The organism is Salipiger bermudensis, assembly GCF_017309175.1.
GTDB classification, from domain to species: Bacteria; Pseudomonadota; Alphaproteobacteria; order Rhodobacterales; family Rhodobacteraceae; genus Salipiger; species Salipiger bermudensis.
This window is the reverse complement of record NZ_JAEKJV010000003.1, coordinates 140,182-152,802: the sequence shown is the minus strand read 5'-3', so window position 1 is coordinate 152,802 and position 12,621 is coordinate 140,182. Positions and strand designations below refer to the sequence as shown.

The following is a 12,621-nucleotide window of genomic DNA, read 5'->3' as shown; positions in this document are numbered from 1 at the left end:
GTTATGAAATTCAAGACATTGACAGGCATCGCCTCGACGCTGGCGCTCTGCGCGGGCATGGCCAGCGCCGACAGCACGGTGCGCTTCTGGTACCATTTCGACAACGCCGACAACCCGATGGACGCGCTTGTCGCCGCCTTCGAGGAGGCCAACCCCGACATCACCGTCGAGGCCGAGAACATTCCGTGGAACAGCTATTACGACCAGCTCTATACCGCGGTGATCGGTGGCAACGCGCCCGACGCGGCGATGGTCAAGATGTTCGCCCAGCCCCGCCTCGTCGAGATGGGTGCGCTGGCGCCGATCGATGACTGGCTGGCGGACTGGGACGGCGCTGACGGGCTGCAGGACAACCTGATCGAACTCACCAAGGGCCCGGACGGCCAGCAGTATTACCTGCCGGTGCAATACGTGGTGCTGTATCTCTACTACCGCCCCGACATGTTCGAGGAGCTGGGCCTGTCGGTGCCCACCACCTGCGACGAGTTCCGCGAGACCGCCAAGGCTCTGACCCGCGACACGGATGGCGACGGCCAGACCGATGTCTATGGCTTCGGCTTCCGTGGTGCCAAGGGCGGGCACGATCACTGGGCAACCTTCACGCTCGGCGCCGAGGGCGTCAGCCTGACTGAGGGCCTCACCTCCGAGGCGGGCGTCGCCGGCACGCAGTTCGTGGCGGATCTCTTCCAGCAGGACGGGGTCTTCCCGCCCTCGGCCCCCAACGATGGCTTCCAGGAGATCATCGGCGCCTTCAAGGCCGGCAAGACCGCGATGACCATCCACCATATCGGCTCGGCCAACGGCATGGTGGAAGCGCTGGGAGACAATGTCTCCGCCGCGCCGGTGCCGGAATGCGGCGGCGGCCACTGGACGGCCTTCGGCGACGAAAGCACCGCGGTGCTGTCCTCGGCCGAGGATCCGGAAGCGGCATGGAAGTGGATCACCTTCCTGTCCACCGAGGGCAACAACACGATGTTCAACGAGGCCACCGGCCAGCTGCCCGTGGTCAAGGCCGACAGCGAAAGCTGGACGCTGCACCCGCAACGCTTCGTGCAGGCCACCGTCGACAGCCTGCCCTTCGCCGAGATGCTGCCCAACAGCTCGGCCACGGCGGATTTCGTCAACACCGCATGGCCCACCAACATGCAGCGCGTGCTGACCGGCGATATCGCGCCGGCCGAGATGAACGCCAAGATCGAAGAGCTCTTCGCCGAGTAAGCGCTCTGCCCAGATCCGGGCGCCCATGCGTGGCGCCCGGACACCCCCGCTCCCCAAGCCGAAAGCCCCGTGCCCCATGACGGACGCGACCATGACCCATGTCTCTGAGACACCCAAGCACCGCGCCTCTCTGGGCCGTCAGGTGCTGCCCTACGCGATGCTCACCCCGGCGGTGCTCGTCACGCTCGCCATCGTGTTCTTCCCGATGCTGCAGACCGCGTGGATGAGCCTGCACGAATACGTGCTCTTCCGGCCCAATGACTTCACCTGGGTCGGGCTCGACAACTTCAAGGCGGCGCTCAACGACGAGGTGTTCTGGATCTCGCTCAAGCACACCATCATCTGGATGTGCACGACGATCCCGGCGCAGCTCCTGCTTGGCCTGGTGACCGCGCTGTTGCTCAACCAGGAGTTCCCGTGGCGCCCGGTGGCCCGTGCCCTGATCATCATCCCGTGGGCGCTGCCCTCGGTGGTGATCGCGCTGATGTGGGTGTGGATCTACGACAGCAATTACGGCATCGCCAACGAGTTCCTGCTGCGCATGGGGCTGATCCAGCAGGCGATCCCGTGGCTTGCCGATCCCGACACCGCGCTGGCCTCGATCATCCTCACGCTGACGTGGCAGGGCTTCCCGTTCTTCGCGGTGATGATCCTCGCCGGCCTGCAATCGATCCCGCAGAGCTACTATGAGGCCGCTTCGATCGACGGTGCCTCGGCCTGGCGCCAGTTCTGGCACATCACCCTGCCCGGCATCTCGGGCGTGATGATGACCGCGGTGCTGCTGCGGATGATCTGGGTCGCCAACAGCTTCGACGTGATCTTCGTGATGACCGGAGGTGGCCCCGGCTATGCCACCCACACGCTGCCGCTCTATGCCTTCATCAAGGCCCGCACCAATCTCGATTTCGGCTACGGCTCGGCCATTGCCGTGCTCTTCACCCTGCTGCTGATGGTGGTCGTGGTCTTCTACCTCAAGCGCACCGGAAAGGCGGCGTCCTGATGGCCCTGCACAAACCCTCGACCACCAAGCGCATCCTGACGGTCGACCTGCCGATGCTGGCCATTCTGGTCTTCACGCTCGGGCCTTACCTGTGGATGTTCATCACCTCGATCAGCGACGAGAGCACGCTCTTCACCGAAGGCCCGTCGCTGCTCAATGCCACCATCGAGAACTACACGCGGCTGTTCCGCACCGTGGGCTTCGCCGAGAACCTGCTCGACAGCTTCATCGTTGCCGGCGGCACGGTGATCGTCGGGCTGTCGCTCAGCGTCACGGCGGCCTATTCGTTCTCGCGCTTCAACTTCAGGGGAAAGCGCATCCTGATGCTGCAGTTCCTGCTCATCAACATGTTCCCGCTGGTGCTGCTGATCCTGCCGCTTTTCGTGCTGATGCGGGTGCTCGGGCTGCTCGACACCCATATCGCGCTGATCATCGCCAACTCGACCGTGGCGATCCCGTTCTCGATCTGGATGATGGTCAGCTACATGAACGGCATTCCGCGCTCGCTTGACGAGGCGGCGATGACGGACGGCTGCACCCGGATGCAGGCGCTGCGCCGCGTGGTGCTGCCGCTCTGCCTGCCCGGCATCATCGCCACCGGCATCTACATCTTCATCACCTCGTGGAACGAGTACCTCTATGCCCTCACGCTTGGCGGCCGCAACGTGCGCACGATCACGGTCGCCGTGCAGACGCTGATCGGCGAATACGAGGTGCAATGGGGGCTGCTCACCGCCGGCGGCATCGTCGGCGCCCTCCCCGCCACCGTGCTCTTCCTGCTGGTGCAGAAACGCCTGATCTCCGGCCTCACGCAAGGTGCGGTCAAGGGCTGACGGAAAGGACAAGAAACGTGAAAAACCCCATCGGCATCATCTCAATGCAGTTCATCCGGCCCTTCGCCGGCAAGGATCTGCACTATTTCCAGAAGGCCGCCGATCTCGGCTTCGACTTCGTCGAGCTTCTGGTCCCCGAGCCCGAGGACGACCTCTCGATCGCCGACGTGAAGAAGGCCGCCGACGATGCCGGCATCTTCACCGTACTGGCCGCCCGCGTGAACCAGCAGCGCTCCATCGCCTCGGAGGATGCGGCCAACCGGCAGGGCGGCATGGATTACCTCAAGCTCTGCATCGACGTCGCGGCCGAGCTTGGCGGCGGCATCGTCGGCGGGCCGCTCTACGGTGAGCCTATGGTGTTTGCCGGTCGCCCGCCGGTGCCGCGCAGCGACGACGAGATCGCCGCCCGCGCCGAGCGCACGATCTCGGCCTTCCAGACCATCGCGCCGCAGGCCGAGGCCGCCGGCGTGACCTTCGCGGTCGAGGCGCTGAACCGGTTCGAGACCGATATCCTGTCGACAACCCGGCAGGCCTGCGAGGTGGTGGACGCGGTCGACAACCCCGGCTTCAAGCTGATGCTCGACACCTTCCACATGAACATGGAAGAGCGCTCGATCCCCGATGCGATCCGCATGGCGGGCGACCGCATCGTGCATTTCCAGGCCAACGAGAACCATCGCGGCCATCCCGGCACCGGCCATATCGACTGGACCGCCGTGATGCGCGCGCTGGCGCAGGTGAACTATGCCGGGCCGATCTCGCTCGAGCCGTTCCGCCGCGCCGATGACCGTATCGCGCTGCCCATCGCCCACTGGCGCGCCCCGCGCGAGGATGAGAGCGACAAGCTCATGGCCGGGCTCGGCGTCATCCGAAACGCGCTGGCGCTGGCGGAGGTGGACCAATGATCAATATCGGCTGGATCGGCTGCGGCCGTCACGCGCGCCAGATGCTGCTGCCGCAGCTCGGGCGCAACGACATCCGCATCGCGGCGCTCTGCGACCGCGACGGCGAGGCGCTGAAGAAGACCGCCGCAGAATACGGCGTCACCGCGCTGCACGACGATTTCCGCGAGATGATCAAGACGCCGGGGCTCGACGCCATCGGCATGGCGGTCGGCCCCGAGCTGCACCGCATGGCGACGCTGGCGGCGCTCGAGGCGGGGCTGCCGGTGTTCATGGAGAAACCGCCCGCCGCCACCGCCGCCGGCGCGCTGGAGATCGCCAAGGCCTCGGAGGCTGCCGGCAAACCGGTGATGGTCGGCTTCATGAAGCGCTATTCCACCGGCAACCGCATGGCGATGAACGTGCTCAGGGGCGGCGATTTCGGCGATGTTCTGGGCATCACCGGCGCCTACATGACCGCGCCCACCTATTTCGAGGGCGAGCCCGACTACAGCGGCTTCTACCTGCATCACTGCGTGCATTACATGGACCTGATCCCGTGGTTTGCAGGCGAGGATTTCGGCGACATGCAGGTCCGCTCGGTCTCGCCGCAGCCGGGCAAGCTGTTGCTGCACCTCAACTTTACGACAGAAGCCGGAAAGATCGGCAACATCGTCATGGGTACGGTGCAGTCGCGTGGCACGCCGATGGAAGAGATCCGCATCATGGGCGATCACGCCCGGCTGCACGTCGACAACATCATCAACGTGGCGCTCTACCGCGATCCGCCCTTCAAGGCCGAGGATCCCGGCGCGGTGCTCGACCCGGCCTGCGACACGCTGAGCTGGACGCCGAACTTCACCGCCGCCGCCAACGAGGATCACAAGGGCTACGCGGCGCTGCTGGCAGACGTGGCCGCCGTCCTGCGCGGCGAGAGCCGCAACGTGCCCGATATCGGCGACGGGGTGCGCGCGATGGAGCGCCTCGAGCGGATGATCTCGCAGATCGAGGCCTGACCGGGCCATTCTCGCCGCCGGGAGCCACGTGCTCGCGGCGGCGGTTTCCCGGGGGCTGGCAAGGTCCGATCTCAGCGCCAGGGCGCTTGGCGGTCGACAAATGCCGGGTGCCCGTGCTTTCCTTCTTGGTGAACGACGCCTGCGCGCTAGGTCCGACGGGGAAACGCCCTGAACGGGCACGGCCACCTACCCCGGAGGAGCTCAGACCGCCATGAAATCCCAGATCCTTACTGCCGCCCTCGCGCTTGCATCCGCGCTCGGAACCGCCGCCCATGCCGAGATCACCGTCTCGTCCAAGATCGACACCGAGGGCGGGTTGCTTGGCAACATGATCGCTCTGGCGCTCGAGGATGCCGGACTGCCGGTGGAGCGCCGGCTGCAGCTCGGCGGCACCCAGGTGGTGCGTGAGGCGCTGCTCGCGGGTCAGATCGACATCTACCCGGAATATACCGGCAACGCGGCGTATTTCTTCAACGAGGCCGACAGCGAGGTCTGGAAGAACCCCGAAGAGGCTTATGCCCGCGCCGCCGAGCTCGACACCGAGAACGATTTGACGTGGCTGCAATCGGCGCCTGCGAACAACACCTGGGCCATCGCGCTGACCGGGCCGCTGGCCGAGGAAAACGAGCTGGTCACCATGTCGGATTTCGGCGCCTGGGTGGCGGATGGCGGCGAGATCAAGCTCGCGGCCTCGACCGAGTTCGTCTCCTCTCCGGCGGTGTTGCCGGCGATGCAGGAGACCTATGGCTTCGAGCTTGGCCCCGACCAGACGGTGATCCTGTCGGGCGGTGACACCGCGGCGACGATTCAGGCGGCGGCGCGCGGCACCTCGGGTGTGAACGCGGCGATGGCCTACGGCACCGATGGCGGCGTCGGCGCCGCGGGCCTCGTGGTGATGGAGGACGACAAGGGTGTGCAGCCGGTCTACGAGCCGGCGCCTGTGGTGCGCGATACCGTGCTCGAGGAATACCCGGCCATCTCCGAGGTGCTGAACCCGATCTTCAGCGATCTCGACATGGCGACCCTGCAAGAGCTCAATGGCCGCATCCAGGTCGGTGGCGAACCCGCCGAGGCGGTCGCGCGCGAGTATCTGACCACCATCGGCGTGCTCGACTGATCGCCCTCGCGGTGCCTGCCCGAACTCTTCCGGCTGTCTCGCCGCCCGGCGCGCTGTTCGCGGCGCTGGGGGCGCTGGCGCTGCTGGCGCCTTTCATGACGCTCGCCGCGAACCGCATCGTGGCGGGCGAGGGCGTGGACGTCTGGATGGTTGCGCCCTCCGGCGCGGTGGCATCGGGGCTTGCCGCCGTTGTTGCAGCGCTGGCGCTTGGCCTGCTGCCGCGCTGGCCGTGGCTGCGGCTCGCAGGGGCGGCGCTCGGCCTTGCCGGGGTTGTCTGGTTGCTGGGGCAGGGCACGCAAACGATGCTCGAGGGGGCCGGGACCTATGCCCGCGTGTCGCCGGCGCCGGGCTTCTGGTACCTCTTGGTGATCCTCGGCCTGCTGATGGCCGACGCGCTCTCGGCGCTGTCGCCCGGGCCGCTGGCGCGGGCCGGGCTGCTGGCCGTGGCACTGCTTGCGGTCGCACTGGTGCTGCAGATGGATGCGTTGACGCAGCTGTCGATCTTCCGGGAATACGACGGCCGGCGCGCCGCCTTTGCCACCGCCTTCTGGCGCCATCTCGGCCTTGCCTTCGGCTCGCTCGCGGTGGCCGCGGCGATAGGCTTTCCGCTCGGCATCCTGTGTCATCGCAACGCCCGGATGCGCGCCGCGCTGCTGCCGGTGCTGAGCTTTCTCCAGACCATTCCCTCGCTTGCCATGTTCGGCATCATGATCCCGTTGCTCGGCTGGGTTGGTGACAGCGTGCCCGGCGCCGAAGCGCTCGGTATCGCGGGCATCGGCTTCGCCCCGGCCTTCCTCGCGCTGGTGCTCTATTCGCTGCTGCCGGTGGTCGCCAACACCGTGGCCGGGCTCGACAGCACGCCGCCTGCCGCCCGCGACGCGGCGCGCGGCATGGGCATGACCTCGCGCCAGCGCCTGTGGCAGGTCGAACTGCCGCTTGGCCTGCCGGTGATCCTCGCCGGGCTGCGCATCGTGCTGGTGCAGAACATCGGCCTTGCGGTGATCGCGGCACTGATCGGCGGCGGCGGCTTCGGCACCTTCGTCTTTCAGGGCCTCAACCAGACGGCCACCGACCTGATCCTGCTCGGCGCCCTGCCGACCGTGGCGCTGGCGCTGATCGCCGCCATCGTGATGGACATTCTGGTCGAGCTGGCCAGCCCGACCCCGGAGACCCGCCCATGATCGAGATCGACGCCATCACCAAGATCTATGACGGCACGCCGGCGGTGGACGCGGTCTCGCTCACCGTCGAGACCGGCACCATCACCGCCATCGTCGGGACCTCCGGCTCGGGCAAGACCACGCTGCTGCGGATGATCAACCGCCTTGTCGAGCCAAGCTCTGGTGAGGTCCGGATCAACGGCGAGCCGACCACCGGCCTGCCCAAGGAGGCGCTGCGGCGGCGCATCGGCTATGCCATTCAGGGCCACGGTCTGTTTCCGCATCACAGCGTGGCGCGCAACATCGGCGCCGTGCCGCGGCTGCTCGGCTGGCCGCGCGACAAGATCCGCGCTCGCGTCGACGAACTGCTCGATCTGTTCTCGATGCCGCCCGACGAGTTTCGCGACCGCTATCCCGGCGAGCTGTCCGGCGGTCAGCAGCAGCGCGTCGGCGTGGCGCGGGCGCTGGCCTCGCGGCCCGACATGATCCTGATGGACGAGCCCTTCGGGGCGCTCGACCCGATTATCCGAACCCGCGCGCAGGAGGATTTGCGGCGCATCCAGAGGGCGCTCGGCTCGACCATCCTGATCGTCACTCATGACATGGAAGAGGCGATCCAGCTTGGCGACAAGGTGGCGGTGATGGATGCCGGCAAGCTGGTGCAATACGCGGCCCCTGCCGAGATCATCGCCAAGCCCGCCACCGAGTTCGTGTCCGAGATGGTTGGCGGCGTAGATCGTCCGCTGAAGCTGCTGTCGCTGTTCCCGGTCTCCGAGATTGTCGAAGAGGGCACTGTCGACGGTCCGGTCGTCGACGCGTCGACCAGCCTGCGGGATGCGCTCTCGACCTGCCTGTGGAGCGGGAGGGATGCGCTGCGCGTGGAGCGCGATGGCGCCGCCCTCGGTCATGTCACGCTGGCGGCGATCCGCGCCCGTGCCGAGGCGCACGGGTGAGCCGGGGTGCGGCCCTCCGCGCGGCGCTGATTGCGCTGCTGCTGTCGCTGGTGCTGCGGCCCGCTTGGTTCGAGCCGCTCTTCGCGCCGGCCGCTCCCGCGGGCGGCCCGGTGATCTATGAGCGTGCCTCGCTGCTGTCGCTGTCGCTGAGCCATCTGGGGCTGGTGGCGCTGGCCTCGGGCGCGGCGACGCTGGTGGCGGTGACGCTGGCGGTGCTGGTGACGCGGCCCGCCGGGGCGGCCTTCCGGCCGCTGTCGCGCACCATCACCAATATCGGCCAGACCTTCCCACCCGTCGCGGTGCTGGCGTTGGCGGTGCCGGCGCTTGGCTTCGGGGCCGGGCCGACGCTGGTGGCGCTGTTCCTCTACGGGCTGTTGCCGATCTTCGAGAACGCGGTGACGGGCCTGTCGAGCCTGCCTCCCTCGGCGATGGAGGCGGCGCGGGGCATCGGGCTTGACCGGCGCCAGCGGCTGTTTCAGGTCGAGCTGCCGCTTGCCCTTCCGGTGATCCTGACCGGGATCAGGCTCTCGGTGGTGATCGCGCTCGGCACCGCCACGATCGGCTCCACGGTGGCCGCGCGCACGCTGGGCGAGGTGATCATCGCGGGGCTGTTGACGAACAACACCGCCTATGTGCTGCAAGGCGGCCTGATCGTCGGCCTGTTCGCGGTGCTGATCTATGACGCGCTCGTCCAGCTCGAGCGCCGGCTGGCGCGGCGGCTTGGGGTCGCGGGCTGAGCGGGGCTGGCTGAGGCAAGCCGGTGCAGGCGACGGGGCGGTGGGTTTTCCGGCCGCGCGCGCCGCAGGAGACACGCGGAGCGCCCGCGCGGCTGCTCTTGGCTCAGGGGCCGGCCTCGACTGCAATGCGTTGCCGGATCTCTCCCGAGGCGCGGTCGAAGATCAGGATCTCGTCGTCCGCCGTCACCACCGCGTACCAGTCGGACCCTTGCGTGTAGGCGGTGGCGGTGGTGCCGTCGGGCAGGGTGATGATCTCGGGCAGCGGCACGCGGGTGGTGCGGTACTGGATGACAATCATCGCAAGGATCGCTAGAAGCCCGGCGATCATCACGCCCGTGAGCACGGTGACCAGCAGGCGCAGGAAGCGCAGGTTGGTCGGCTCGGGCAACTGTTCGTCGGGATCGGGAGTCTGGGACATGGACAAGGCCTTGCGCATCATCATCGGGGAAGCCCCGCCTGCGCGCCTTGATAAGGCGCTGGCGCGGGATGTGCCAGAGGCAGCGGCGCTGTCGCGGACCCGGCTTGCCAGGCTCATCGCCGAGGGCGCGGTCACGCGCGGCGGAGAGGTGCTGAGCGATCCCAAGGCCAAGGTTGCCGAGGGTGACGAGATCGTCATCGCCGTGCCGCAGGCCGAAGAGAGCCATATCGGCCCCGAGGACATCCCCCTCGATATCGTCTGGGAGGATGACGACCTCGTGGTGGTGAACAAGCCCGCCGGCATGGTGGTGCACCCGGCGCCGGGCACGCCCACGGGCACGCTCGTCAATGCGCTGCTGCACCATTTCGGCGGCAAGCTCTCGGGGGTCGGCGGCGTGGCGCGGCCGGGCATCGTGCACCGCATCGACAAGGACACCAGTGGGCTTCTGGTGGTGGCCAAGTCGGACCGCGCGCATCACGGGCTCGCGGCGCAGTTCGAGGCGCACAGCGCCGACCGCGCCTACCGGGCGATCTGCTACGGCGTGCCCAACCAGGGCGATCCACGGCTTCTGGGCACCCGTGGCGTGTCGGTTGAGCCGGGCGGGGTGCTCTGCATCCAGTCCGGGCTGGCGCGGCATAAGACCGACCGGCAGCGGCAGGCGGTGTTCTTCGACGGGCAGGGCCGGCACGCGGTGACCCGGGCGCGGGTCCTCGAGAGCTTTGGCGCGCCGCCGGCGATGGCGCTGCTCGAGTGTCGGCTCGAGACCGGGCGCACGCATCAGATCCGCGTGCATATGGCCCATGCCGGGCACGGGCTGGTGGGTGATCCGGTCTATGGCGGACGCCGCAAACCGCCGGTCAAGGCGATCGGCGAGGCGGCGGCAACCGAGGTCGCCGGCTTCGACCGGCAGGCGCTGCACGCTGCCGAGCTGGGCTTCGATCATCCGGCCACCGGCGAGCGGCTGCGCTTCGAGGCGCCGCTGCCCGCGGACATGCAGAGCCTGCTCGAGGCGCTCCGTAACGCCGGGTGACACGATTGTGTGTGCCTAGGCGCACACAATTCCCGCCGTATCGGCCGTTTACGTGCATCCCGCACATATGACATCAAGTTCCCAACCGCGTGAGCGCGGCGTTTTGACGGACCCGTCCGACGGAAGCCTGCGTTAACGTCGTATAAAGGTCTCAAGGTGACACACCTTGCAAACTCATGGTGGCGCTCCCATATGGGATGTTAAGCCCCGTAACATTGGAGGAACCGGGCACGTGAGCAACGTGAGCAAATATGCCAATCTGCCGGCACCGTCCCCAGAGGCGGGCCTGAGCCGCTATCTGTCCGAAATCCGGAAGTTCCCGCTTCTGGAGCCCGAAGAAGAGTACATGCTGGCCAAGCGTTGGGTCGAGGATCAGGACGCCGAGTCGGCGCACCGTCTCGTCACCAGCCACCTGCGCCTCGCTGCCAAGATCGCCATGGGCTACCGTGGTTACGGTCTGCCGCAGGCCGAGGTGATCTCGGAGGCCAACGTGGGCCTGATGCAGGCGGTCAAGCGCTTCGATCCCGAAAAGGGCTTCCGCCTCGCGACCTACGCCATGTGGTGGATTCGTGCCTCCATTCAGGAATATATCCTGCGCTCGTGGTCGCTGGTGAAGCTCGGCACGACCAGCGCTCAGAAGAAGCTGTTCTTCAATCTGCGCAAAGCCAAGAGCCGCATCGGCGCGCTCGAGGACGGTGACCTGCGGCCCGAGCATGTCGAGCGTATCGCCACCGATCTTGGTGTGACGCATGACGAGGTGATCTCGATGAACCGCCGCCTTTCGGGTGGCGATGCCTCGCTGAACGCCACGGTGGGCAGCGATGACGAGAGCTCGATGCAATGGCAGGACTGGCTTGAGGATGAGAGCGCCGACCAGGCGGGCGACTATGCCGAGCGCAACGAGCTCGAGGCGCGCCGCGAACTGCTGACCGAGGCGATGGACGTTCTCAACGAGCGCGAGCGCGACATCCTCACCCAGCGTCGACTGGCCGAGCAGCCGGTGACACTCGAGGAGTTGTCTGGCGTCTACGATGTCAGCCGCGAGCGCATCCGCCAGATCGAGGTCCGCGCCTTCGAGAAACTGCAGAAGCGCATGCGCGATCTCGCGCAGGAGCAGGGCATGCTCAGTAGCGCCTGAGCCCGGACGTTAAGGTAGATGGTACGCGCCTGCCCCCTTGGGGCAGGCGTTTTTTTGTTCGCTGACGCTGGAGGGCCGGGTTGCGCGCCCCGCTCGTCGCGCTACCGTCAGCGGTAACGGAACAGGAGCATCATCATGGCCGATCACTTGCGCTGGGGTATTCTGGGCGCCTCGAACTTCGCCCGTCAGCAGATGGCGCCCGCGATCCACGCGGCGCGCGGCGGGGCGCTGTCGGCCATCGCCACCTCGGCGCCCGAGAAGGCTGCGCCCTTTGCCGAATTCGCGCCCGGACTGCGGGTCTTCGATGATTACGACGCGCTGCTCGCCGATCCCGAGATCGACGCGGTCTATATCCCTCTGCCCAATTCGATGCATGTGGCGTGGAGCGAGAAGGCCGCCGAGGCCGGCAAGCACGTGCTGTGCGAAAAGCCCATCGCGATGGAGGCGTCCGGGATCGACCGGCTGATCGAAACCCGCGACCGCACTGGCAAGCTGATCGCCGAGGCGTGGATGATCGCGCATCACCCCCAGTTCGGCAAGGCGCGCGAGCTGATCCAGGATGGTGCCTTGGGAAAAATCGTGCGCATCGACTCGACCCACAGCTTTTTCAACGACGATCTCGACAACATACGCAACCGTCCCGAGACCGGTGGCGGCGCCCTTGGCGACATTGGCATCTACGCCTTCGGCTCGATCCGGCTGATCACCGGGCAGGAGCCGGAAGAGCTGCTGGCGGTCGAGACCGACTGGGTCAACGGCATCGATGCCAGCACCCACATCATGGCCCGCTTTCCGGAGTTTCTCTACACCGGGCGGGTCTCGATGCGGGCGGCGCCGTGGCAGGAGATCGTGGTGCATGGGGAGCGCGCGGTGCTGCGCCTGCCGGTGCCCTTCAACGTCCAGGTCTTCGGCCAGGCCTCGCTCGAACTGCACCGCCCAGGCGGGCACGTGGAGAGCTGGCGCTGGCCGGCTGAGAACCACTACGTGCTGCAGGTCGAGGCGTTCAACCGCGCGGTGTCAGAGCAGGCAGACTGGCCGTTGCCGTTGGAATTCTCGCGCGGGACACAAGCGTGGATCGACCGGATTCTCGCCGCGTCGCGGGGCTGATCGCGGGCTTCAT

Annotated in this window: 13 protein-coding genes; 12 read left to right on the top strand and 1 reads right to left on the bottom strand. The window is 67.3% G+C overall.

The window, feature by feature from the left end:
* The first annotated feature begins 3 nt into the window (after positions 1–3).
* The 9 genes from JF542_RS05570 (at position 4) to JF542_RS05530 (ending at position 8,915) form a co-directional block, all read left to right on the top strand.
* Positions 4–1,218: an ABC transporter substrate-binding protein gene (locus JF542_RS05570; protein ID WP_207075053.1), complete on the top strand. Its 1,215-nt coding sequence runs from the start codon at positions 4–6 to the stop codon at positions 1,216–1,218.
* Positions 1,219–1,294: 76 nt separating this feature from the next.
* A complete protein-coding gene (locus tag JF542_RS05565) occupies positions 1,295–2,218 on the top strand; it encodes a carbohydrate ABC transporter permease (RefSeq protein WP_007802884.1) in 924 nt (307 codons plus the stop codon).
* Positions 2,218–3,051 carry a carbohydrate ABC transporter permease gene (locus JF542_RS05560; RefSeq protein WP_007802885.1) on the top strand — a complete coding sequence of 278 codons (834 nt, stop codon included), beginning with the start codon at positions 2,218–2,220 and terminating at the stop codon, positions 3,049–3,051. Before JF542_RS05565 ends, JF542_RS05560 begins: the two co-directional genes overlap by 1 nt.
* Before the next feature lie 17 nt (positions 3,052–3,068).
* The gene (locus tag JF542_RS05555) at positions 3,069–3,956 is read left to right on the top strand and encodes a TIM barrel protein (protein WP_207075052.1); all 888 of its coding nucleotides are present in this window, start codon (positions 3,069–3,071) and stop codon (positions 3,954–3,956) included.
* Positions 3,953–4,948, top strand: coding sequence for a Gfo/Idh/MocA family protein (locus tag JF542_RS05550; protein ID WP_207075051.1), 996 nt, complete (start codon positions 3,953–3,955; stop codon positions 4,946–4,948). The genes JF542_RS05555 and JF542_RS05550 overlap by 4 nt, the downstream gene beginning before the upstream one ends.
* A gap of 211 nt (positions 4,949–5,159) precedes the next feature.
* Positions 5,160–6,065 (top strand): glycine betaine ABC transporter substrate-binding protein OsmF, encoded by a 906-nt coding sequence (gene osmF, locus JF542_RS05545; protein WP_007802890.1) that lies wholly within the window; start codon positions 5,160–5,162, stop codon positions 6,063–6,065.
* 11 nt (positions 6,066–6,076) lie between these two features.
* Positions 6,077–7,246 carry an ABC transporter permease subunit gene (locus tag JF542_RS05540; RefSeq protein WP_207075050.1) on the top strand — a complete coding sequence of 390 codons (1,170 nt, stop codon included), beginning with the start codon at positions 6,077–6,079 and terminating at the stop codon, positions 7,244–7,246.
* Positions 7,243–8,178 carry an ABC transporter ATP-binding protein gene (locus tag JF542_RS05535; protein WP_007802895.1) on the top strand — a complete coding sequence of 312 codons (936 nt, stop codon included), beginning with the start codon at positions 7,243–7,245 and terminating at the stop codon, positions 8,176–8,178. Before JF542_RS05540 ends, JF542_RS05535 begins: the two co-directional genes overlap by 4 nt.
* On the top strand, positions 8,175–8,915 hold the full coding sequence (locus tag JF542_RS05530; RefSeq protein ID WP_207075049.1) for an ABC transporter permease subunit: 741 nt from the start codon (positions 8,175–8,177) through the stop codon (positions 8,913–8,915). Before JF542_RS05535 ends, JF542_RS05530 begins: the two co-directional genes overlap by 4 nt.
* A gap of 103 nt (positions 8,916–9,018) precedes the next feature.
* On the opposite strand, the gene JF542_RS05525 is transcribed toward JF542_RS05530, so the two are convergent.
* Positions 9,019–9,333, bottom strand: a complete 315-nt coding sequence (locus JF542_RS05525; RefSeq protein WP_207075048.1) for a DUF6476 family protein — start codon at positions 9,331–9,333, stop codon at positions 9,019–9,021.
* Here JF542_RS05525 and JF542_RS05520 point away from each other — a divergent pair.
* From JF542_RS05520 to JF542_RS05510, 3 genes are all read left to right on the top strand, one after another.
* The gene (locus JF542_RS05520) at positions 9,332–10,363 is read left to right on the top strand and encodes an RluA family pseudouridine synthase (protein WP_207075047.1); all 1,032 of its coding nucleotides are present in this window, start codon (positions 9,332–9,334) and stop codon (positions 10,361–10,363) included. The two genes, JF542_RS05525 and JF542_RS05520, sit on opposite strands and share 2 nt — an antisense overlap.
* A gap of 241 nt (positions 10,364–10,604) precedes the next feature.
* Positions 10,605–11,501 (top strand): RNA polymerase sigma factor RpoH, encoded by an 897-nt coding sequence (gene rpoH / locus JF542_RS05515; protein WP_007802902.1) that lies wholly within the window; start codon positions 10,605–10,607, stop codon positions 11,499–11,501.
* Between the two features lie 135 nt (positions 11,502–11,636).
* Complete coding sequence (locus JF542_RS05510) at positions 11,637–12,608, top strand: Gfo/Idh/MocA family protein (protein ID WP_207075046.1); 972 nt, start codon at positions 11,637–11,639, stop codon at positions 12,606–12,608.
* The last annotated feature ends 13 nt before the right edge of the window (positions 12,609–12,621 follow it).

Bases quoted from the DNA above. Each gene is read 5' to 3' on its own strand.
- osmF (WP_007802890.1), top strand. From the start codon at position 5,160: ATGAAATCCCAGATCCTTACTGCCGCCCTCGCGCTTGCATCCGCGCTC.
- JF542_RS05570 (WP_207075053.1), top strand. From the start codon at position 4: ATGAAATTCAAGACATTGACAGGCATCGCCTCGACGCTGGCGCTCTGC.
- JF542_RS05510 (WP_207075046.1), top strand. From the start codon at position 11,637: ATGGCCGATCACTTGCGCTGGGGTATTCTGGGCGCCTCGAACTTCGCC.
- JF542_RS05560 (WP_007802885.1), top strand. From the start codon at position 2,218: ATGGCCCTGCACAAACCCTCGACCACCAAGCGCATCCTGACGGTCGAC.
- JF542_RS05565 (WP_007802884.1), top strand. From the start codon at position 1,295: ATGACGGACGCGACCATGACCCATGTCTCTGAGACACCCAAGCACCGC.
- JF542_RS05550 (WP_207075051.1), top strand. From the start codon at position 3,953: ATGATCAATATCGGCTGGATCGGCTGCGGCCGTCACGCGCGCCAGATG.
- JF542_RS05535 (WP_007802895.1), top strand. From the start codon at position 7,243: ATGATCGAGATCGACGCCATCACCAAGATCTATGACGGCACGCCGGCG.
- JF542_RS05525 (WP_207075048.1), bottom strand. From the start codon at position 9,333: ATGTCCCAGACTCCCGATCCCGACGAACAGTTGCCCGAGCCGACCAAC.
- JF542_RS05520 (WP_207075047.1), top strand. From the start codon at position 9,332: ATGGACAAGGCCTTGCGCATCATCATCGGGGAAGCCCCGCCTGCGCGC.